Source organism: Ehrlichia japonica, from assembly GCF_000632845.1.
Classification (GTDB): domain Bacteria; phylum Pseudomonadota; class Alphaproteobacteria; order Rickettsiales; family Anaplasmataceae; genus Ehrlichia; species Ehrlichia japonica.
Genome location: NZ_CP007474.1, coordinates 283,078 through 307,978, shown reverse-complemented (window position 1 = coordinate 307,978; position 24,901 = coordinate 283,078). Strand labels below are relative to the sequence as shown.

The 24,901-nt window shown below is 30.2% G+C and carries 18 protein-coding genes and 1 tRNA gene; 8 read left to right on the top strand and 11 right to left on the bottom strand.

Annotated elements, in window-relative coordinates; genetic code table 11:
• Window positions 1-187 precede the first annotated feature (187 nt).
• The 5 genes from ppdK to EHF_RS01220 all read left to right on the top strand — a co-directional run bounded on the left by ppdK (window position 188) and on the right by EHF_RS01220 (window position 7,485).
• Window positions 188-2,815 carry a pyruvate, phosphate dikinase gene (ppdK, locus tag EHF_RS01240; protein WP_044194247.1) on the top strand — a complete coding sequence of 876 codons (2,628 nt, stop codon included), beginning with the start codon at window positions 188-190 and terminating at the stop codon, window positions 2,813-2,815.
• A gap of 628 nt (window positions 2,816-3,443) precedes the next feature.
• Window positions 3,444-4,127, top strand: coding sequence for a hypothetical protein (locus tag EHF_RS01235; protein ID WP_044194244.1), 684 nt, complete (start codon window positions 3,444-3,446; stop codon window positions 4,125-4,127).
• A 257-nt stretch (window positions 4,128-4,384) separates the two neighbouring features.
• The gene (locus tag EHF_RS01230) at window positions 4,385-5,869 is read left to right on the top strand and encodes a proton-conducting transporter transmembrane domain-containing protein (RefSeq protein WP_044194241.1); all 1,485 of its coding nucleotides are present in this window, start codon (window positions 4,385-4,387) and stop codon (window positions 5,867-5,869) included.
• 303 nt (window positions 5,870-6,172) lie between these two features.
• On the top strand, window positions 6,173-6,691 hold the full coding sequence (locus EHF_RS01225) for a c-type cytochrome (protein ID WP_044194237.1): 519 nt from the start codon (window positions 6,173-6,175) through the stop codon (window positions 6,689-6,691).
• Window positions 6,692-6,705: 14 nt separating this feature from the next.
• Window positions 6,706-7,485, top strand: coding sequence for an alpha/beta hydrolase (locus tag EHF_RS01220; protein ID WP_044194235.1), 780 nt, complete (start codon window positions 6,706-6,708; stop codon window positions 7,483-7,485).
• Window positions 7,486-8,310: 825 nt separating this feature from the next.
• On the opposite strand, the gene EHF_RS01215 is transcribed toward EHF_RS01220, so the two are convergent.
• The 3 genes from EHF_RS01215 to gmk all read right to left on the bottom strand — a co-directional run bounded on the left by EHF_RS01215 (window position 8,311) and on the right by gmk (window position 10,381).
• Window positions 8,311-8,383: transfer RNA gene (locus EHF_RS01215), tRNA-Val, on the bottom strand.
• 48 nt (window positions 8,384-8,431) lie between these two features.
• A complete protein-coding gene (gene folD, locus EHF_RS01210) occupies window positions 8,432-9,328 on the bottom strand; it encodes a bifunctional methylenetetrahydrofolate dehydrogenase/methenyltetrahydrofolate cyclohydrolase FolD (protein WP_044195805.1) in 897 nt (298 codons plus the stop codon).
• Between the two features lie 423 nt (window positions 9,329-9,751).
• Complete coding sequence (gene gmk / locus EHF_RS01205; RefSeq protein ID WP_044194233.1) at window positions 9,752-10,381, bottom strand: guanylate kinase; 630 nt, start codon at window positions 10,379-10,381, stop codon at window positions 9,752-9,754.
• A gap of 449 nt (window positions 10,382-10,830) precedes the next feature.
• Between gmk and ccmC the strand changes: the two genes are divergently transcribed.
• The 3 genes from ccmC to ruvB all read left to right on the top strand — a co-directional run bounded on the left by ccmC (window position 10,831) and on the right by ruvB (window position 13,703).
• Complete coding sequence (gene ccmC / locus EHF_RS01200) at window positions 10,831-11,535, top strand: heme ABC transporter permease CcmC (RefSeq protein WP_044194230.1); 705 nt, start codon at window positions 10,831-10,833, stop codon at window positions 11,533-11,535.
• 8 nt (window positions 11,536-11,543) lie between these two features.
• A complete protein-coding gene (gene ruvA, locus EHF_RS01195; protein WP_044195801.1) occupies window positions 11,544-12,116 on the top strand; it encodes a Holliday junction branch migration protein RuvA in 573 nt (190 codons plus the stop codon).
• Between the two features lie 597 nt (window positions 12,117-12,713).
• Window positions 12,714-13,703, top strand: coding sequence for a Holliday junction branch migration DNA helicase RuvB (ruvB, locus tag EHF_RS01190; protein WP_044194228.1), 990 nt, complete (start codon window positions 12,714-12,716; stop codon window positions 13,701-13,703).
• Window positions 13,704-14,069: 366 nt separating this feature from the next.
• Here ruvB and EHF_RS01185 read toward each other — a convergent pair whose 3' ends face one another.
• The 8 genes from EHF_RS01185 to rplI form a co-directional block, all read right to left on the bottom strand.
• Window positions 14,070-15,281 (bottom strand): multidrug effflux MFS transporter, encoded by a 1,212-nt coding sequence (locus tag EHF_RS01185; protein ID WP_044194226.1) that lies wholly within the window; start codon window positions 15,279-15,281, stop codon window positions 14,070-14,072.
• A 327-nt stretch (window positions 15,282-15,608) separates the two neighbouring features.
• Window positions 15,609-16,463 carry an FAD-dependent thymidylate synthase gene (gene thyX, locus EHF_RS01180; protein WP_044195798.1) on the bottom strand — a complete coding sequence of 285 codons (855 nt, stop codon included), beginning with the start codon at window positions 16,461-16,463 and terminating at the stop codon, window positions 15,609-15,611.
• Between the two features lie 668 nt (window positions 16,464-17,131).
• Window positions 17,132-17,908 carry a succinate dehydrogenase iron-sulfur subunit gene (locus tag EHF_RS01175; protein WP_044194223.1) on the bottom strand — a complete coding sequence of 259 codons (777 nt, stop codon included), beginning with the start codon at window positions 17,906-17,908 and terminating at the stop codon, window positions 17,132-17,134.
• Between the two features lie 36 nt (window positions 17,909-17,944).
• Window positions 17,945-19,741, bottom strand: a complete 1,797-nt coding sequence (sdhA, locus tag EHF_RS01170; RefSeq protein WP_044194221.1) for a succinate dehydrogenase flavoprotein subunit — start codon at window positions 19,739-19,741, stop codon at window positions 17,945-17,947.
• Between the two features lie 917 nt (window positions 19,742-20,658).
• Window positions 20,659-22,401, bottom strand: coding sequence for an ABC transporter ATP-binding protein (locus tag EHF_RS01165; protein ID WP_044194219.1), 1,743 nt, complete (start codon window positions 22,399-22,401; stop codon window positions 20,659-20,661).
• Window positions 22,402-22,403: 2 nt separating this feature from the next.
• Window positions 22,404-22,733: an iron donor protein CyaY gene (gene cyaY / locus EHF_RS01160; protein WP_044195795.1), complete on the bottom strand. Its 330-nt coding sequence runs from the start codon at window positions 22,731-22,733 to the stop codon at window positions 22,404-22,406.
• A 186-nt stretch (window positions 22,734-22,919) separates the two neighbouring features.
• Window positions 22,920-24,185: a serine hydroxymethyltransferase gene (gene glyA / locus EHF_RS01155; protein WP_044194216.1), complete on the bottom strand. Its 1,266-nt coding sequence runs from the start codon at window positions 24,183-24,185 to the stop codon at window positions 22,920-22,922.
• Between the two features lie 114 nt (window positions 24,186-24,299).
• A complete protein-coding gene (gene rplI / locus EHF_RS01150; protein WP_044194213.1) occupies window positions 24,300-24,893 on the bottom strand; it encodes a 50S ribosomal protein L9 in 594 nt (197 codons plus the stop codon).
• Window positions 24,894-24,901: the final 8 nt, after the last annotated feature.

Sequence of the window (24,901 nt, the reverse complement as noted above, 5' to 3'; positions counted from 1 at the left end):
GTCACGCCATTTTAATGTATGTGTCTATTTATACATATGAAACACCACTACTTATTTTATATTATTCCTACTAATTAATTATTTTACAACAGTTGCACTATAGAGAATTAGGTTTTATAGTATATTCAGCGAAGTAGTGTATATGACTACTATAGCATAAAAACAAAACTTTTTCGGTTCTCTTTATATGAGTGAAAAATTAGTATATTATTTTAGTAAAACAAAATGTGATGGAAGTTTAGCATTGAGTCATATCTTAGGTGGCAAAGGTGCAAATCTAGCAGAAATGTGCAATATTGGTGTAGATGTACCACCTGGATTTACACTTTCAACAACCATATGTAACTATTATTATCAGAACAATAAGCTACCCTCTGAAACATTTAGTTTAGTAGAAAATGCCATTGAATTCTTAAATAATGAGGTAAGTTTAAAATTTGGTGATAATGATAATCCACTCCTACTTTCAGTAAGATCAGGCAGCGTCAGTTCTATGCCAGGGATGTTAGATACAATACTAAATGTAGGATTAAACGATAAAACAGTAATAGGATTAGCAAAAAAAAGTAGTGAATTTTTTGCTTATGATAGTTATCGCAGACTCATACAAATGTATGCACACACAGTGTTACAAATAGAAAGCAATTTATTTGAAGAAGTAATACATAAAAAAAAAAGAGAAGCTAATATTCCAGTAAGTAATCAGATATCAGATCCTAATATATTAAAAGAAATAATAATTGAATTTAAAAAGATAGTTAATGTACATACTAATCAAGATTTTCCTCAAGACGTTCATGAACAGTTATATAATTCAATAGATGCAGTTTTTAGATCATGGATGAATAAACGAGCAGTTGCATATAGAAAAATACACAATATATCAAATAATCTGGGAACAGCGGTCAATATACAATCCATGGTGTTTGGCAATATGAGTCAGAACTCTGCTACAGGCGTTGTGTTTACCCGTAATCCATCAACTGGAGAAAAAGAAATTTTTGGAGAATTTTTAGTAAATGCACAAGGAGAAGATGTAGTATCTGGAACCCATAGTCCATTACCACTAGATAAAATGAAGGAATTAATGCCACAACCTTACAGTGATTTAGAAAAGGTATGTAGAAAGCTAGAACTACATTACCGTGATATGCAAGATATAGAATTTACAGTAGAAAATGGCAAGTTGTGGATTTTACAAGCGAGACCAGGGAAGCGTAGCATTCAATCCGCTGTAGAAATAGCAGTAGATATGGTAGAAGAAAAATTAATCTCAAGAGAAGAAGCTATATTAAGGATTGAACATAAATCATTCAGTAAATTATTTCACCCAATACTTGAGAACAATACAAATATTGATATTATCGCACGAGGACTACCAGCATCTCCAGGTGCAGCAACTGGATATGTAGCATTCACACCTAACGATGCAGAACAATTTAGAAAAGATGGAAGAAATGCCATATTAATACGACAAGAAACCAATCCAGAAGATATAAATGGAATGAATAGCTCTGCAGGCATCATCACTTTAAGAGGTGGCATGACTTCCCATGCAGCAGTAGTAGCCAGAGGCATGGGTAAACCTTGCATCTGTAGTGCAAATGGGATCTTTATCGACAAGAGCGAACAATTTTTCTATACAAATACAGGTCTGAAAGTATATAAAGGCGATAGTATTACAATAAATGGTTGTAATGGAGAAGTGATCCTAGGAACTATAAAAACAGTTACCCCTAAATTAAACAAGAGTTTCTATAAGTTAATGGAATGGGTAGATGAAATAAGAACACTAAAAGTAATGGCTAATGCTGACACTCCCGAAGATGTAGATATAGCTATGAATTTCCAAGCTGATGGAATAGGATTATGTCGCACAGAACACATGTTTTTCTCTGATAAAAGAATAAGTATAGTACAAGAAATGATTGTATCTGACACCAAAGAAGAAAGAATAGCAGCATTAGAAAAACTTGAAATCATGCAAAAAGAAGATTTTAAAAAAATCTTCAAATCTACACTTAATAAGCAAGTTACTATTAGATTACTTGATCCTCCATTACATGAGTTCCTACCAGACAATGACAATGCGATAAACGAAATTTCAGCAAAAACTGGTAAATCCTTAGAAAAGCTAAGGAATAAGGTTCTTTATTTATCTGAAAAGAACCCAATGCTAGGACATCGCGGATGCAGACTTGCTATATCATATCCTGAAATATATGAAATGCAAGTAAAGGCAATTTTCCTTGCAGTAAAGGAGTTACAGGAAGAAACAAATATAACAGGTATAGTACCTGAAATAATGATACCTTTAGTTATGGCTGAAAAAGAGATCATTATTATTAAAGAATTAATTAGCAATGTAGCACAGCAATTTGATAATCCCAAGTATTCGATAGGAACAATGATAGAGCTACCAAAGGCAGCCCTAATTGCAGATAAACTTGCTAAACATGTTCAATTTTTTAGCTTTGGAACAAATGATCTTACTCAAACCACTTTAGGAATATCTAGGGATGACTCTGCAAATTTTATTGAGACATATAAAGATTTAGAAATAGTAAAACAAGACCCTTTTGAAACTTTAGACATTGAAGGAGTAGGTCAATTAATATCAACTGCAGTATACTTAGGTAGAAAATCTTCTCCAAGTATTAAAATTGGTATATGCGGAGAGCATGGTGGAAATTTCGACTCTATACAATTTTTTGCAAAATTGAATTTAAATTATATTTCTTGTTCCCCATATAGAATTCCAATAGCAAGATTAATAGCTGCCCAATCTGTTATCATGAATCAGAAAAAGTCATAAAAAACTTAAAAGTAGCTTACAGTATTCTACAGTTACCAATTAAGAATAGATACTAGATGTTATTTTAATCAAACACTTTTTCCCTAATTCATAGGAAATACAATTAATAGTAATAATAGAGCTATATATAAAACTATAAAAAATCAAAAAGTAACTTAGTATTTCATAGCCACCAATTAGGAAAGATACTTACTATTATTCTAAATCTAGCACTTTTTTATAATTCAAAAGAAATACAATTAATAGTAATAGTGGAACTACACATAAAACCATAAAAAATCAAAAAGTAACTCAGTACTTCATAGCCACCAATTAGGAAAGATACTTACTATTATTCTAATCTAGCACTTTTTTTATAATTCAAAAGAAATACAATTAATAGTAATAGTAAAACCACTATTGATTATAGAATAAAATTAAGCATGTATTCAATGTTGTACAACTATACACCCAATTTAAAATACTAAGATGTATAAAAAGAATATTTCATTTTCATTAAAATAATTTTTATTATACTATAGTTACTTTAATTTCACTATAAACAAAATTTATTTCTTAATCTAAATATTTTTTAAAATTATTTACTATAGTAATGTTATCATATATTTATTACTCAAGGTAGGCAAGGATGTCGATATTTGTTGCAGATAAAATTATCCCTCCATATATTCCAGCAGTTGGAACAGATACAGGATATACTACAGAAGGCATTGCAATCCCCAAAAACTCACAAGACATTTTAAGAAGTAAAATTACTCCGGGCACAAAACCTTTAGTAATATTTATTGGAGGAGCATCAGATGATAGAACAAAGTTTGTATTACGTTTATATGCCAGATACTATACACAAAACCATAATCACCAAGATATAGCATACGCAACCTGGGGATCATCAGCGATAATTCCCATAATAAAAGCCTGGTATGAAGCACAACAAAAAATTTGTCTTGTAGGACATAGTTGGGGAGGAGATACTGGATACAGAACAATAAAAACACTTATAACAACTACAATAGATTTACTGTGCACTATTGACCCTGTATCACGTGCAGGAGTTGGAGGAAAATTACCAAAACCTCAAAATTTAAAAAAGTGGTACAATGTCGCAGTAGATTATAAAAAAGTAAAATCTTCTATTAACAACATAATTGCACAATTAGGAGGTCCATGGTCTTATTGTATGTATGCAGATAAAAACTCCATAGTAGACACAGTAAAGATTAATGGACATTTAGTTTCAGCAGATCATGTGATGGCACAAGAATTATTTTATACATATTTTAATGAATATGTAGAAAATTTTGCCACGTAAAACATAATACAGGTAACACTTAATAATAAATGCAGATTTATATAACAAGCTTCTAAAGACTATAAAAGTTATTAAATTTACTTATAAATTCCTATTTTTAACTAATTTTCATACACATAAACGATTTACTATCACAAATCACTTTTCCTTGATATTCTGCAAATGAACTAAAAGAAAATACCATATAAGATTACTTTACTTAAAAAAGCTTTATTGTTATTTATAGTAGTCTAAGTTAAGTATGGTAAATAGAATTTATGCACTTTCTTAAGGATTCTACATTAGGTTTTTCTTTAGTATATGTAGTTTTCTTCCCATTTATATCTGCTGTTTTGATATTAATGTTAAAGAAAATAAAATATTCACAAGAATTTATAAGTATAGCTTCCTCATGTACTTTATTCTACCTAGTGCTTGAAGCATGTAAGTTTTATATAAAATCCAGCAACAATAATCCAGTGTTACATATCAAATTATACGAATTCATCAATCCTCAAATACAAATCGCGTTCAAAACTGAACCTTTAAGCATAATGTTTAGCTTATTACCTTCATTTCTATGGGTAATCACTACCATTTATAGTATCAGCTACATGAAACACAATAATCAAAATAATAATAAACAACCTATATTTTATGCATGTTTTGCAATGAGTATTGGATGTACAATGGGTATAGCGTTTTCAGCAAATTTGTTAACATTATTTATATTTTATGAATTACTAACCATAAGTACGTACCCTCTAGTTACATATTACACCAATACTCAGTCACAAATCTCTGGCAGATATTACATAGGAACATTATTAGGAACATCAATGCTATTATTTTTGCCAGCAATCTTAATAATATACAATATAAGTGGTACATTAGATTTTACTCCAAATGGTATATTACCAGAAAACATCTCTAACAGCTTACTTATGAGTCTATTATTATTATTGATTTATGGAATTGGAAAAGCTGCATTAATGCCTGTGCATTTATGGTTACCACAGGCTATGGTAGCTCCTACTCCAGTCAGCGCACTACTACACGCTGTAGCAGTTGTAAAATCCGGAGTGTTTACCATAATAAAAATCTTATTATATATCATAGGACTAGAAAAATTAAATATACTTGTTCAAGAACATAGCAATATACTCATGTACATTTCAGGAGCTACAATTATACTCGCATCTTTAATAGCAATCAAACAAACTAACTTAAAAAAATTGCTTGCATATTCAACAATATCACAACTTGCATATATAGTAATGACAGCATCATTATATACAAAATACGCAATTCAAGTTGCTATATTTCAAATGATATCTCATGCTTTTGCAAAAATTACATTATTTTTTGCTGCAGGAGCGATATATACAAAAACAGGAAAAAAATACTTACATGAACTTCATGGAATAGGTATGTCTATGCCTATTACTATGATCGCATTCTCTATTGGTGCTGCTGCAATGATAGGTATACCTCCTGCTCCTACATTTTGGGGAAAATCCTTTATCATGTCAGAAGCAGTACATCAAAATAGTATCATAGTAATATCAGTATTAATATTAAGTACTATATTAAATACAATATATTTTCTCCCTATTATATACAATGCATTTTTTAAACCTTGTAGGTTTAAATACACAGAAGCTCCTCTGCCAATGCTCATGGTTATGATTGCAACTACAGTATGTACACTATTTATATTCTTTTCTCCATATACAATTTTTACAATATTCTTCCTTGAATAAAACTGTATACATGTAACTTCTAAGCTACAATAGCTATAATACCTGTTACCTATTTTATAAAGTCATACCTACTTCAAATCAGTGATCAAGCTTATCTTAGTACAATCCTCTTATGTAAATAATATGTCAAGCTACAATTACAATAGAACTAGAAGTACCACATATTTCAATATATATTGTTTTACAAATTAATTACCATCCATATTAATTAAGCAAAAAATGTTATTTATTGACTATAATTAATGATTATATTACCCTTGAAGGCATATAGTATATTACTTATGATCTAGGAATGCAATAGCTATGGACGGATTCCATTTAAATAAAATATTCACAGCCATTTTATTTGCATCATTTATAGTACTATTTGTTAGCAATGTGGTAGATTTACTATATGATCCCAATCCACATACTGAACAAACAAAAGGTTATCAAATAAATGTAGAGGAGCATACCCCTACAGAAGTTGGAAGTACCGAGGAACAAATTGATATTGAAGCTCTTATAGTACAAGCTAATGTTACAAAAGGAAAAGAAATCACAAAAAAGTGCATATCTTGTCATACTTTTGAAAAAGGCGGAGCAAATAGAGTCGGACCAAATTTATGGCACATTATAGGTAGTAAAAAAGCACACTTGGGAGATAGCTTTAACTATTCAAAAGCAATGCTTAGTAAAGGCGGTACATGGGAACATCAAGATCTATTTCAATTTTTAACAAAGCCTCAAGCTTACATTAAAGGTACACGCATGGCATTTGCTGGAATTTCAAAACCTCAAGATATAGCAGATTTAATAGCATACTTGCAATCTTTAGAATAACCTCAGGTGGAAATATGTCTAATTATTCTAAATTAGCATTATCTTATGCACAAGGGTTACACATTGCATATAGGCAATTACCAGGAAATACAGCATCTATTGTATTTTTCGGTGGCTTTAATTCTAACATGCAAGGTAGTAAAGCAACTGCTTTATATGATTACTGTAAATCACACAACTTAGGGCTAATTTTATTTGATTATTTAGGGCATGGAGAATCAGATGGTCAATTTACTGACTATAATATCAGTGATTGGTACAAAAACTGCACAGAGGTGATAAACCAATTAACTCCTACTAATAAACCACAAGTTATTATAGGATCTAGCATGGGAGCATGGCTCATGTTACTAGTAGCAATATCCTGTCAAAATAAAGTACTTCACCTAATTAGTCTAGCTGGAGCCCCAGATTTTACTGAATCTTTGATATTTCAAAAATTAAATATGAGGCAAAAAGATGAACTGCATAAACATGGTAAAATTATTCTATGTCAAAATAATAACACATACTCTTATGTGATAACTCGTAACTTAATCGAAGATGGACGCAAGCATTTACTCTTAAATCAAGAATCCATCAATATTACCTATCCTATAACACTTATTCATGGAATGAATGATGATACAGTACCATATCAGACTTCTATTGCTTTAGCAGAGAAGATAAAATCAAACAATGTCAATCTACATTTAATAAAATCAGCCAACCATAGCTTATCAGATGATGCTTCATTAAAGATTATCTTCAAATATATCGAGGAAGCAGTAGATCAAAGTTTACAGGTAAAATAACAATAATTTTTTCCATACATAAATAAGAGAATTAGTCATGGATAATGATTCTATGTTTTCATAGTGAAATAAAATATATACCAATATGTGACAAACATTTTCTACATTAACGAGCAATTGTAGTGATAATGTTCCTTTCATCCAAAAAGTAGGAATACTAGATATTAATTAAGCAGAAATGAATAACCATAAATGTGCTATGTTTTCAATAGTAATAAAATATATACTAATAGTGTGATAACTATTTTTTACATTAACGAGTAATTGTAGTGATAATATGTCTTTGATCCAAAAAGTAGGAACACAGATATTAATTAAGCAGAAACAAATAACCATAAATGTGCTATGTTTTCAATAGTAAATAAAATATATACTAATAGTGTGATAACTATTTTTTACATTAACGAGTAATTGTAGTGATAATATGTCTTTGATCCAAAAAGTAGGAATACTAGATATTAATTAAGCAGAAATAAAAATCATAAATGCACTATAAAGTAGAAAGATGTCACTCTCTCCATAGAGGTATAAGAATATTAGTATAGACTAAAAAAACAACACACAAATGCACTATTTTCCTTCGATAATTTATTAAAATCCTTAAACGGTATTAAATTTATCACAAAGCAAGTAAAGCCCAATTATAGCTTTTAACATCACTATAAGTCATTTTCATATACAACAATATACAAATCATATGAAATAACATGATATTAACTTCTTGATATAAATTCTCAATATGCGCGCTACATTATAATAAGATGGATTCTTATACAGTTTAGCGTAAGACAGTAAAAATCCTTAATAAACAGAGTAAAAAAATAGTGGGCGATAACAGACTCGAACTGCTGACCCTCTCGGTGTAAACGAGACGCTCTACCAACTGAGCTAACCGCCCCTTGTTATCTAGTTATAAACTATAAATGCATTCACTGCAATTAAAGTATTACAAATCTAAATATTTTTCAACAAAATTTTCAATACCAATTTGATTACACGCTGCCATTACAGTATTAACCATTAAAAATGCTATAGTCATAGGCCCTACACCACCAGGAACCGGAGTAATAGCTGAAGCTATACTTCTAGCTCCAGAAAAATCAACATCCCCTACAAACTTCTTAACCCCATTTTCCTCTATAGAATTAATACCAACATCTATAACAATTGCGCCAGGCTTAATCCAAGCAGACTTAACAAAGTGAGATATACCAACTGCAGCTACAATAATATCAGCTTTAGAACAGTAATCAGGTAAATTACGCGTAGCTGAGTGAACTGTAGTAACAGTACAATTTTCTCCCAACAACAAACAAGCCATAGGTTTACCTACTATATTTGACCTTCCTATAACTACAGCATCACTTCCAGATAAATTACGAGTTACAGTTTTAATCAAATAAAGACACCCCCTAGGAGTACAAGGCATTAGACAACCCTTCTGTCCAGTAAATAGCTTCCCTACATTTTCATTGTGAAACCCATCAACATCCTTCCTTGGATCAATAGTATTAATTATTAAATTCTTATCAATATGCTTTGGTACAGGAAGCTGCACCAAAATCCCATGAACACTATCATCATTATTCAATTCACGTATTTTATCAATCAAACTGCTTTCAGATATCGTGCTTGGTAATAACGTAGTTTCAGATTTTAGTCCCAACATTTCCGCTTTTCGCTGCTTATTACGCACATACAAATGGCTTGCAGGATCGTCCCCAACAAGTATAACTATCAAACATGGCGTTAGATTATGCTGTGATTTTAAATCACTAATACACGTAGTAAGTGCATTAGTAATACCCTCAGCAATCGCTTTTCCATCTATAATACCTTCCATCAGAATCCAAAAACTGTTATCACTCACTTACAGACTAGTACACTTTACAAAAAACTTCAACAAACATTAATAACAAATTTCGTATAACCATAGATAGACACTCTACATAATCTGTGTAGCCATCCTTGTTATATTTTTTTCAACTTTATGTAGGTTTTTTACCTTTGTAAAATGTCATTTTATATATTATTATTACTTACTTATTATCATACAAATGTTCTTAATTTTACTACAACAAATCACAAAATTAAGTTCTCTTTTTTTCCTAAGAAAGTGATTATAAAACGAATTCTTAAAAATTACACATTTACTAATAAAATGTAGTAACATAGAAAACTTTTTTATTCCCTACTGCACTTTAAATAAAGTCAATAATAATCATAAATTTAATAATTTTGATGAGTTATAAAAAACATATTCCCCCTATCTTATACAATTATCAACAAATTGCTTCAGAGATATCTTTCGTTGGGTTCTTAATCTTTCCGATGTAAAAATGGATTTAATTTGATGAACACTTTCTTCAACATCATGATTAATAATAATGTAATCATAATGATAACAATGATTGATTTCAAAGGCAGCCTCTTCTAATCGTTTATTTATTATATCACTTTCCCCACTACGATTATATAGACGTCTTTTCAATTCTTCCATAGATGGAGGTAATATGAAAACACTAACTACATGTTCTCGCATAGTGTCAATCAATTTAAATGCTCCTTGCCAATCAATACTGAACAACACACTAACACCATTAGTAATATTATCGACCACAAACTTACGAGGTATACCATAATAATTTCCAAAAACTTTTGCATATTCTAACATCTGATCCGTATTACACAAATCAATGAATTCAGATTCAGTTACAAAAAAATAATCTTTACCATCAATTTCACCATCCCTAGGCTCACGAGTAGTAATAGAAATCGATCTAACAAGATCATCTTGCAATTCATCAACCAATAAATGAGATATTGTAGTTTTACCACCTCCAGAAGGAGAAGATATAACTAACATTATCCCTCTACTTTTTAAATTATAATTCACCTTACATTTCCTAAAACAACACAATAATCTTCATCTAAGGTTTGAGTATAAGCTTTTAATTTAACACAAAATCTCATTATTCAAATGTTAAAGATGTCACTTTTCATACATCATGCAGCAATAACTTAATAAAAAGAATATCATACTTAATACTTGAAGTGCATTCTATAAAATCTGATCACTAAATTTTTTTAACACACACACAACAACATATTATTGATAAGCACTACATGTTGGATATAAGAACAAAAGATACATTCAGTATACCATAAATTTTTTATAAAAATATATTAAAACTTACTTACTAACATCTGCATAACTAAAAAATTATACAAAAATATAATAATTTGATTGTCAAAATATATTCTAATAAACTACTCTCACCATATTATATTGCCTAATATTGTAATTTATGATACGTTAAGTAATCATGTAATTACTTATACACCATGAGTAAGTTCATCCGTTATACAAGATCACTTTTACCGTATACAGTATTTTTGTTTTTTATTCTGTTGCTATGTAGTTTATACATGGTATTTATCTCATCTCCAACAGATTATAAGCAAGGAGAATTTGTTCGTATTATGTATCTACATGTACCATCTGCATGGATATCACTTGGATCATACACATTAATAGCAGTCTTCAGCTTTATAGCACTAGTGTGGCGAAATGTAATTCTAGCAATCATATCACATGCCATTGCTCCTCTTGGTTTAACATTTACATCTATATGTTTAATTACTGGTAGTATATGGGGTAAATGTACTTGGGGAACGTGGTGGGTATGGGATGCACGTTTAACATCAATGTTAGTGTTATTTTTTCTTTATTTAGGATACATATCCCTATGGAACTTTTTTGACAATGAAGCTAGATCTATGAAAGCTGCTTCAATATTTGCTATATTCAGTGCAGTTAATATTCCAGTAATTAAGTTTTCTGTCAATATATGGACAACATTACATCAACCTGCAAGCATATTACGCAAAAGTGGAATTGCTATTGATATTTCAATGCTAATGCCTCTTTTTGCAATGTTTGCTACACTTGGTCTACTATTCTGTATATTGTTAATACTTAGGTCACATACACTAATTAACTTACGCAAAATCAATTCTAAACTTATCTTGTTAAATAATATTCTCTGAGGAAAGTGTTGATAGGTAATCTTACAGGCATTATAGAAGAAGTACACAACAACCATATTATATTAAATGTGGGCAATGTCGGGTACATAATTCAAGTTTCACATAAAGTCTTACAAACTTGTAAAATCGGAAACAATATTAAACTTTATATAGAAACTTACGTAAATAGAGATAATCTAACTCAATTATATGGATTTTTAGATAAACAAGAACAAGACTACATGAGAATGTTAGTTACAATAAATGGAATTAATTATAAAACAGCAATGTCAATATTAAGTAAATTATCACCAGAACAAATCTTTTCTGCAGTAGCAAACAATAATAAAAATGCATTTAGAGGAAATGGCATAGGAGAAAAACTTGCAGGACGTATTGTAACTGAGCTTCAATATCAAATTAGTAAAGTACAACTAGAAAAACCTTTTACAATAAAAGAAGACGATTCTTTGGCTGCTCTTATAAGTTTAGGTTATGACAAATTAAAAGCTTTTAATGTAGTACAAGAAATAAAATCTAATTTTCCTAACGACACCATACAAGAAGTTATAAGAAAAGCATTACAAAAACTTTCCCAATAAATAAGACTGTAAGTCACAAAGTTACACAAAACATGTAAATTTTCTTGTACATAAACTTAGATTATAAAAAATGTTAGAATATATTAAAAAACCATACAGATTTTCACCTTAAAACTATAACTAATAATTTATATAGCAGTAAATACTGTAATTATCTGAGGATCAAATAGTAAGTAATTCTAACATAACATCCCTAATACTCATGAATTCATTATTTTAAAGTATACTATAACAGTATTCTTTTATTTAATAATAAGTAGAAACCCCATATCATTATCTACCATTTAGTTATTAATATCTTATTTCAAATGAAATAATAGTTACATTAACTTCACAAATTTTGATATTTTGACTACATACAAAAAGTATAAAGATATTTAAAATTATTTACAAAAACTACATCCTATATATAAGATGTATTAAAATAGCCATAGATCATGTATACAGCTGCACCTTTTTTGCATACTGACTTCCTTATCTTGCAATATGAAAAACATAATAGTCATTATTCTTTTAATTATAAAGAAAGTACAAATTTATCTATAATAGAGTATCATACTATTATACTTCAGAAGAAAACATAATAAAGAACACTTTATGAAAAATATATTGCAAAGCACTGAATGCTTAGAAGATCAACAAAATGTCTCAATGAGACCCAATCTATTAGACGATTTTATAGGACAAAGTAGCATAGTTAATAATCTCAAAATTTTCATAAATGCAGCTTATACACGTAAAGAATCAATGGATCACGTACTATTATATGGCCCACCAGGACTTGGGAAAACAACATTAGCACATATAATAGCAAAAGAACTAAAAGTAAATTTTCGATCAACAGCTGGACCACTACTAAGTAAAGCGGGAGATTTAGCTGCAATACTCACTAACCTTCAGGCAAAAGATATACTATTTATAGATGAAATACATCGCTTAAATCGCAACATAGAAGAAATATTATACTCTGCAATGGAAGATTTTTGTCTAGATATAATAGTGGGAGAAGGATGTGGAGCACGTACCTTAAGAGTAGACTTACCACCATTTACACTAATTGGAGCCACAACACGAATTGGTTTACTATCAAATCCATTACGTGATCGTTTTGGTATACCAATACATTTAGAATTCTATTCAACTGAAGAACTTATGAAAGTAATACAACGTGCTGCAAAAGTTATTAAGATAAATATTTCTGATAGTGGGGCACAAGAAATTTCTCTTAGGTCTCGTGGGACACCTAGAATTGCACTTAGATTACTACGTAGAATACGAGATTTTATAGAAGTAATAGAACATAACAAAATTATTACAGATGCATTTGCTGATAAAGCACTACTACGTTTAGGCATTGATAAGCTAGGATTAGATAGGCAAGATATTCAATATTTAAAATTCATATATGACTCTAATAATCCAACTGGAATAGACACTATATCTTCCGGATTATCAGAAGATACAGGAAATATAGAGGAAACTATAGAACCATATCTTATAAAAATAAATTTTATACAACGCACACCACGTGGTAGAGTAATTACAGAAAAAGCAATATCTCATCTTAGGGAACAAGCGTATATTTAAGCGTAAATAAAATCATTTATTATACAAACTAATAAAACGCTATAAAACTATAGAAAACTTTTAACTACATTAGTACCACAATCCAATTTCTATCTCTAAAAAAAGAATAAACATATATTAAGAGCAAATAAATCATTTATTGTACAAACTAATAAAACGCTATAAAAGCTATAGAAAACTTTTAACTACATTAGTACCACAATCCAATTTCTATCTCTAAAAAAAGAACAAACATATATTAAGAGCAAATAAATTATTGATTATACGAACTAATAAAACACCATAAATAGCTATAGAAAATCTTTATTAGATGTAAAAAAATTAAATACCTAGTATTAACCTTCTATTTCTAAAACAAAACATCAGTTATACACTGATAAATTCAGATTTATTATCTTTACCACTCATTCTTAAAAGAACATATATAACAATACAAATGACAGAACAAATTATTGGAAACAGTATCACTGGAATTAGAGTGCCATCATAAAAACACCCTAAAATATAAATACCAAGTGCACCAAAAATTGTTTGTAAGAACAGAATAAACGCAGAACCTATACCCGGCTCTCTAATTTCAGAAAAAGCAGCAGTCATATTATTTCCAAGAATAAAAGCAATACCCATACCAGATGGAATCCACATAATTTCCGCTAACAAAGGAGTAATTTCAAGCATCTGATAGAGTATAAGGACACTCATATCTGATAAAGTAGTTAAAATCAATCCTAAAAGTAACATATTATTTATTCCAAATCTCTCAACAAATCTTTGATTTAAAACTGCACCAACAATATAAGCAGCCACATTAATAGCAACAAAATAACCATAATAACTAACAGGTACTCCCATATCTTTTACAAAAATAAATGGCAAATTAGCTATACATGACCAAATCCACATAATAGTAAAACTTTGAATTAAAGCAAAACCACAAAACCTAATATTTAAAATCAGTTCTTTATACTTTCGCATAACTGATAAGAAAGAGATATTACTATCAATTTTTCCAAGAATAATAGTTTCTTTCAAGAACACAAATAAACATCCTAAAACTAGTATTGCCATTATGGATATTATTATAAACAACACATTCCAATGATAACCATGTGCTATAATAGCACTACCTAAAATTGGACCCAGTACTGGAGATAATGCTACTGCCATATTTACTATGGAAATATTTTTAGCACACTCACTTCCAGAATACATATCCTTGATAATAGCATATCCAACAACTCCAGCTACACCCGCACCAAAACCCTGGACAAAACGCATAATGATTAATACAATAATATCATTAGCAAAACAACATGCTATGCTTGCCAACATAAATATTCCCACACCCAACAACATAATAGGCCTACGTCCATAATAATCAGATAATGGACCATACAACAATCCTGAAATAGAGATTCCAACTAAGTTCAAGCTAATTGTCAATTGTGCAATAGTGTAATCTACGGCAAAAAAATCACTAATCTTCGGTAAGCTAGGTAGATATATATCTGAAGATATATCAGACAGAATAATAACTGTAATAATAAGAATTAAAATATTTCTCTTTAAAATTTTCATACACTAAAACAAAACCCTTAATTAATAAACATATTACTAATATAACATTCCATATAAAATTATTGTAGATAATTAATAATACTAGCTTTTTAAAACTGATATTAAAAAAAACCAATTTTACTTTACTATGACTTTCTAGAAAATTTTTTAATCTATAACAACACAAATATATAAAAAATTTAATGAGGATAAAGACATTAACCATAGCATTTATCTTATAAAATTCCAATCGCAAGCTTTATAGATTCAAAGTCCAAAGTACTTAAATTACTATTAAGTACTATTATGTTAACACAATAACGCAGGTATATGAACTATCTAAAAAATTTATTCAGGCTTTAAAATAGCCATTAATTCTCTCCATTCCCTTTTTCCAATACTAGTATCTTCTCGAACAATTTTTTCCCCAGCAATTAATTTTCTAACAACATCCAATGCACTCTTTGAAAAATTTTGGGATTCTAAACAATACTCAACAAAAGCTGTATAAGTTAATGGAACCCATTTTTTTACAATATCCAACATAGTTTTTGCATACAGTCTAATTTCATATTGAGCATTCGCCTCAGACCTTAACTTCAAGAAGTGTAATAAATTATGTAAATCTATTTTCCAATACCACTCAGTATAATAATTTAAAGTAAGATTAACACGTGCTATTTCCCTAGAAACACTTTTCTCTAAAAACTTATTATAAGTTTCATATACCATATTAGAATCATGTACTAAAAGATCAGCAACATATTTAGCATCTTCATCAGATAAATTACTTCCTCTACCTTGAGCATTATCTTCAGATTGTTTTGCTATTTGATCATATTCTGGAATGTAGAATTCATGATCTAATACAGAATACCTTGCAGAATATTCATTTACATTTGCAGTACGGTGACGTACCCATTGCCTTGCAACAAATATAGGTAACTTAATATGAAATTTTATTTCACACATTTCAAATGGAGTAGTGTGTGAATGACGCATCAAATAACTAATCAATGCAGCATCTTGACTTACACTCTTAGTACCCCTGCCATAAGATATTCTAGCAGCTTGTACTACAGATTCATCAGATCCCATATAATCAACCAGCCTAACAAATCCTTTATCTAAAACTTTATGCTCCTTATAAAGAATTTTTTCTAACTCAGGAACAACTATACGTCTTGTAACCGCTGATTCCATTGATTCCATAATTCCCCTACACCTTAATTATCCACACTTAATACTAACAATTGCTCATACCAGATCAAGCTTTTAAAATTATAATCAGCTATTTATATATATGATAAAAAGCATATTACAGAATTTCAAACTATTTGACGCTATAACAAAAAAATTAAAAGTTTTTTCTTTACTATAAATTACATCTAATAAGAACACTAAAAATCATCCAAATTTTTACAAAATCCACAACCATATAGTAAAAAATTTTATAAAAATTACAACTACACAATCAAGTACCTAGAATTGCCTTCTCTATTTCTACTTTTACCCTCTATAAGATATAATACTTTGAGGACATACTATATAAATCAACTAAAATCATGTTTTATCATAACTTAAAAATCATTCTAGTTTCTACAAAATCTACAGTCATGTAATAAAAAATTTTATAAAAATTACAGCTAGACAATCAAGTACCTAGAATTGCCTTCTCTATTTCTACTTTTACCCTGTATAAGCTATAATACTTTGAGAATACATTTTTTCTCTATACTTTTCCTCACTATAAGATTACAGCATTTAAAAAAACAACTATACAAAATACAACACACTAAGATGTGTAACTTTATTTTATAATCAATCAAGATTAATTATTAAAAAACTTAACTTTAATAATACTCTTTGTATTACCTTGTTACCATCATTTGTTTTATATGAGCAATTGCTTTTGCTGGATTCAACCCTTTAGGACAAGTCTTAGTACAGTTCATAATAGTATGACAACGATATAACTTGAATGCATCATCAAGCATATCCAATCTACTATCTGATGCTTCATCTCTGCTATCAATAAGCCATCTATAAGCTTGCAACAACGCTGCTGGTCCTAAATATTTATCTGAGTTCCACCAATAACTAGGACAACCAGTACTACAACATGCACATAATATACAATCGTATATTCCATCCAATTTACTTCTATCTTCTATTGTTTGTAACCTTTCTTTGTTATGACTAGGTTCTTTAGCTTGTATCCATGGAGTAACTGATTCATATTGTTTATAAAAATTACTTAAATCAGGGACTAAATCCTTTATAACATGCATATGTGGTAAAGGATAAATATTTACATCTGATTTAATATCTGAAATTGCTTTTGTACAGGCTAAAGTATTAGTACCATCAATATTCATCGCACATGAACCACATATGCCTTCTCTACATGATCTCCTAAATGTTAATGTAGCATCAACTTCATTCTTAATCTTTATCAAAGCATCAAGTACCATTTGCCCACATTCATCAAGATCTATAAAGAATGTATCAATTCTTGGATTTTCGTCATCATCTGGAGACCATCTATATATTTTAAAACACTTCACATTCTTTGCTCCTTCATGGGCAGAATGGACTTTACCATTTTTATTAATTTTAGAATTCCTAGGTAAAAAAAACTGAACCATAGTAAAACCTTTTAAATAACCACCATAGAGATAGTATTAATATACCCTTTTTTGTGGAGGAAAATACTGAACGTCATCTGTTAAAGTTGTCTTAGCAACATCCTTATATTTTATCCTCACAGAACAATTTGTAGAATTATACCATGCCAAGCTATGCTTCATCCAATTTTTATCATCACGATCAGGAAAATCTTCACGTGCATGAGCACCTCTACTTTCCTGACGATTCGCAGCACATTCCATTGTTACAACTGCTTGTGGCATCATATTAGTTAGCTCTAAGGCTTCAACTAAATCACTATTCCATATCATACTCCTATCCTCAACCGCAATTTCAGACAGAGATTTAGCAACACTTTTAATCTTTTCCTTGCCTTCTTCAAGTACTTCTTCTGTACGGAAAACAGCTGCATGATTTTGCATCACATTTTGCATATTACTACGTATCTCTGATACACGTAAACTTCCTTTTGAAAATCTCAACGCATCAAATCTATCAATTATCCACTCTTCCGATGACTTCTTAACTGGAGCATGTAACATACCAGGTTTCACTAATTCTTTAGCTCTAATTGCTGCCGCTCTTCCAAAAACCACTAAATCAAGCAATGAATTAGATCCTAAACGATTAGCTCCATGTACAGAAACACAAGCTGCTTCTCCTATAGCAAATAGTCCTGGTACTACTTGTTCCTTACCATTAGTTAAAGTTACAACTTCACCATGATAATTTGTAGGGATACCTCCCATATTATAATGAACAGTTGGCAAAACTGGGATTGGCTCTTTTATAACATCCACCCCAGCAAAAGTACGAGCAGTTTCACTAATACCTGGCAATCTTTCACTAATAACTTTTTCACCCAAATGAGATATAGATAAATATACATGATCTTTTTTTGGACCAACACCACGACCTTCTCTGATTTCTAAAGTCATAGCTCTACTCACAACATCACGAGATGCTAAATCTTTAGCTTTTGGAGCATAACGCTCCATAAATCTTTCTCCTTCAGAATTAAGTAAATATCCACCTTCCCCTCTGCAACCTTCCGTTATCAAGCATCCAGCACCATATATTCCAGTTGGGTGAAATTGTACAAATTCCATATCTTCCAGTGGTAAATTAATACGGGACACCATACCTCCCCCATCACCAGTACAAGTATGTGCGCTAGTAGCAGAAAAATATATCCTACCGTAACCACCTGTAGCAAGAACAACGATGTGAGCACGGAACCGGTGTAATGTACCATCACATAAGGACCATGCTAATACACCCTTACACTGGCCTTCTTCATCCATTATTAAATCAATAGCAAGATATTCTACAAAAAATTTAGCATTATATTTTAAAGACTGTTGATACAATGTATGAAGTATTGCATGACCTGTCTTATCAGATGCAGCACATGTACGCACTGCTGGCTTACCCTTACCAAATTCTGTAGTCATTCCACCAAAAGGACGTTGATATATTTTACCATCATTAGTACGGGAAAAAGGAACTCCATAACGCTCAAGCTCAATTACAGCTTCTGCCGCATTTTTACACATGTATTCAATAGCATCTTGATCCCCAAGCCAATCTGAACCTTTGACTGTATCAAACATATGCCATCTCCAGTCATCTTCAGAAATATTACCTAATGCAGCACTGATACCACCTTGAGCTGCTACTGTATGACTTCGTGTAGGAAAGACTTTAGATATACACGCAACTGATAATCCAACATTAGTCATACCAAAAGTTGCTCTTAATCCTGCTCCTCCAGCTCCTACTATTACAACATCATATTCATGATCTATAATATCATATGCAGAACTAGACATTACAAAAAATAATATTTAAATAATAAACATAATTAGGCTATCACAATAACACAGCGAGTCAATATAATTCCTATGTTAAACAAGTTCATATATATAGCTTACAATTTTTCAAAAAACTAATAATAAATAGCACTAATACTTATTAACAAAAAACAAGCAAAATCTTTAAAAATCTAGAAATTAATCCTAAATTGTTAGCAATTCAACTACTGTTACTATATGTCATGATCACTGAACAGCACAACTAAGATTTCTAAATCACTTCATTTATTAAGATACATAACCCTTAATAAGTATCTTTTCATTTTTATAAATAAACTCACGTATATTAATCACAAAAATACCTACTTGATAAATATACACCTCACTTACCATACTTATTCTATATGCTCACAATACTATTTTACTTTCAGAGCTAATAAACCAACGAAATAAAGTTGACACCATCACTGTAATACATCTTACTACATATTATCTATTTAACATCACCCATAATATATTGATTCTAAAATAGATTTATATAGACTTATCAATGAATTTCTGTATACAGTCTGAAATAGTGAACTTATTCCCATCAGTAATTATTTTCCCAACAGAAAAACCACAACTGGTTTGATATATCATTCGATACACCTAGAACACAATATAGTAGATATACAACTTTTTTTCTATATTTCCACTAATATAACATTTTAAGAATACATTATATCAACTAACTACATTGTAAATTCCGTAACAAAACAAAAAATCTTTAGCTAATTCAATGGAAACAAGCTTTGCAAACCTATAACATAGCGAATTAAGTAGTAGAATATATCTTATTTACTTCTATACTTTTTCTGATTACATAAATTGCAACAATTTTTCTACTAAAAATTTAACAAAATTACTTACACAATAGGAATCATTTTACTAGATCAAATACTTTCTGAAAAATGATCACTTGATAATTGCAACTTTGCTAATTTTGTATACAAACCATTCTGCTTACACATCAATGACTTATGAGTACCTATGTCATCAATACATCCATTATTAAAAACAATTATCTTATCTGCCTTAACAATAGTTGATAACCGATGAGCTATTACAAGCATTGTTTTATTACTTTTCAAATTATCTAAGGCATCATGTATTAGTTGCTCATTTTTTGAATCTAAAGATGATGTTGCCTCATCTAATATCAGCATACCTGAACCCTTCAAAACAGCTCTTGCTATCGCAATCCTTTGTTTTTGCCCTTCAGATAAACATAATCCCCTTTCTCCAACTAAAGAATCAAATTTATTTGGTAAATTTTCTATAAAATCAAGAATACAAGCTATTTTTGCTGCATTTCTTACATCTTCATACACAGCATTAGTTACCCCATAAGTTATATTATCCCATATTGTTCCAGAAAACATTATAGGGCTTTGAGGAATAATACTAAAAAGAGAACGCAGATTTTTTAAGGATAATTCTTTTATATCAATACCATCAATAGTTACATTTCCTGCATTCACATCATAGAAACGTAATAGTATATTTATTATTGTACTTTTACCACTACCAGAAGGGCCAACCAAAGCAACCACTTGGCCTTTATCAATAGTAAATGATACCCTCTTTAATGCAGGATCATCTAGCTTACTAGGATAACAAAAAGTCACATCATTGATTGAAATTTTATCTTTTATTTCCTGAATCTCATATGGATCTTTTACTTCAGTAATATCTTCTGGCATTAACAATATTTTAGAAATATCTTCCGCAATTCTTATAGCTCTCTGTATATCATTAAAATTATCCCCCATATTATTAACTGAACCAGCAGCTATTGCTGCATAAAATATAAAAGAAAACAGAGAACCAACAGTTATATTATTACTTAATACTTCCTTGATCCCAAGTGATAAAACAAATCCTATAGATAGCATTACAGAAGTTATAATTAATGTCACCAATAATGCACGTAAAACAATATACCTACTTGTCACATTCAGTGCACTAGTAAGTAAATTTGAAAATTTTTGTTTTGTTATCTCTTCTTTTGAAAAAGATTGGATAACATATATACCACGATATGTCTCCTCAACAAAAGAAGTTATATTATCTAGATTTACACGTACTTTACGCAATAACAATTTTACTTTTTTACCAAGAACAGTTAAGATTATTAGAATAACAGGAATCACTACTATAGTATACATAGTTAATTTAAAATTAGTATGTACTAACATTACAATACTACCAAGCAAAGTAGTTGCATTTCTAAGTACTGTTGACATACCAGCACTTAAAATTACTTGAAGTGTTGACGTATCTGCCATTAATCGTGTAATCAAGCTTGATATACTATTATTCTCAAAAAATCTTGGAGAAAAATGTATGATTTTATTATACAACTTCAATCTAATATCAAGAACAACTTTTTCACTCCCATAGCCAGTAAGCCATAATCGCAAAAAGGCTGTCAACGCTACTATTAAAACCACAACAAACAAAAATAATAAGGAGTTATTTATAGATACAACATCAGAAGTTGCAACCCATAAATCTACTAAATTATGCAATCCATAACCAAACGCTAAAATTGTTACAGAAGAAATAGCTACAACTAAATATGCAAATATGAAATACAATAAATGAGGTTTTACAAATTGAAATAATACTTTCATTTTTATATCACAATATCAAATAATATCCTTATTTCAGATCTTAAAAAATCAAATAGTTCATCATTTTTATCACTTATCCATGTATTCGAGGATTCATCATAACTAAATCGTACTGACCCACTAATAGGGGAAGCAATCCAAATTTGCATAGAAGGCTCATGTTTGTTAATAACATATACATTACCTTGGCTATCTGATATCTTAACTACCCCATCGTAATTTTCACATTCCAATACCCCATCAATGTCTACTTTATCTATCATCTCAGTTAAAGTATTTAAGAGATTATAAGATAAACTTTGAAAATCAGAAATACATAAAGAGTTCGACACTTCTTCCTCCTTTATCATTTAGTTTACAGTGACGTATATTTATATAATATGAACCTTCATCAGCAAATGTAAAAATAAAATCAACTATACGTTTACCACACTTAAGAAAGTATGTAACATCAATTAATAAGAATTAAATTTTTTTTCACATTTTTAAGATCTTATATGATATTACTTGATATTTACTTAAGAAGTGAAATCAGAAGTTAATTCCTTAACTTTCTTTATTACATCTTGTTCAATAGATAACCTAACACTATCACTAGCTTTTAAATTATCAACAACATCACAAACTATATTACCAATCTTTTTAAATTCTGATTCTTGTAATCCTCTGGACGTCTCAGCAGCACTACCAAACCGCAAGCCAGAAGTTATAAAAGGTTTTTCTGGATCAAAAGGAATAGCATTTTTATTACAAATAACTCCTAATCTCTCTAAAGCAAGAACTGCATCTTTACCTGTAACACTCTTAGAACGTAAATCAAGAACAACCATATGAGAATCTGTACCACCTGTAACAACATCAAATCCTCTTTCTTTAAAAACTTCAACTAAAGTTCTAGAATTTTTTATTATTTGTTGTGCATAATCTTTAAAATTAGGTTTCAATGCTTCTCCGAATGCTACAGCTTTAGCAGCAATAACATGCATTAATGGTCCTCCTTGCATACCGGGAAAGATAGAAGACTGAATCTTCTTATAAATATCCTCATGATTAGTCATTATCACTGCTCCCCTAGGACCACGCAATGTCTTATGGGTAGTAGAGGTAATAACATGCGCATATTCAACAGGTGAAGGAAATTCTCCAGCAGCAATCAATCCAGCATAATGTGCTATATCAGCTAGAAGATACGCTCCAACTTTATCAGCTATTTCTCTAAATCTTTTAAAATCTATCACACGAGGATAAGAAGATGAACCAGCAATAATTAACGATGGATTATGTTCAATAGCTAATTTTTCTATCTCATCCATATCTATTAAGCCAGTGTCACGATTAACTTGATACTGAACAGCATTAAACCACTTTCCAGAAATACTAGGAGCAGAACCATGAGTCAAATGACCACCACAATCAAGTGACATACCAATTACAGTATCACCTGGTTTTAATAATGCAGCAAACACCCCCTGATTAGCTTGCGAGCCAGAATGTGGCTGAACATTCGCAAACTTACACCCAAATAATCTACACAAACGCTCAATTGCTAAATTTTCAACAATATCTGCAAAATGACACCCACAATAGTACCTTTTACCTGGATAACCTTCAGCATACTTATTTGTGAATATAGAACCTTGAGCTTGTAATACCGCCTTACTAACAAAGTTCTCTGATGCTATTAATTGCAGTTCAGAATTTTGTCGATTTAATTCTCCAGAAATACAATCGAAAACCTCAGCATCAATCTCTTGTAAATCGTTATCTAAGATATACCTAACCATAGAAAGAACCCCGTAACAAACTATAAAAAAACCTTAACAGCGTTATTACAATATTAGATATAACTCTCTTATCTATTATTTTAGGTAGGAATGTTACTTTCTTCTTAATTTTTATTACTTGTCTACATTACCACTATCTATATCATCACCAACGCTATCAAGCTTTAAACCCTCATTTCCTACATCACTTCCTTCTTCAGCTTTTTCTTTCTCTAACTTTTTCTTCTTTTCTGCATGCAATTTTTGCGCTTGCGTAGCACCTAACTCATTTCTCACTACATAAAGCGTGATAGGAAGCACTAATTCAGGATGTAATTCTAAATTCACTACATATTCCCCAATGTACTTAATTACAGAATAAAAAAATATACTACGGTAATGTATATCATATCCCTTATCAGACAATAACTTAGAAATGCACTTTGGTGTCACAGAACCAAACAGTTTTCCGTCGTCAGCTGCCTGTTTAGTTATAATTAATAATTCACCTTCCAAAGATGATTTTAAAACTTTAGCTGCCTCTAATTTTTTTAAATTCTCTCTTTCGATAAGTGAATATTGATCTTTTAAGTTTTTTAAATTCTCCTTAGTAGCCCTAACTGCCTTTTTTTGTGTTAACAAATACCTAGCATATCCTGGCTTTACTTGAACAACCAACCCTGCTTTACCAAGATTTCTAACACCTTCTTTTAGAATAATTGATAACATATTAACCT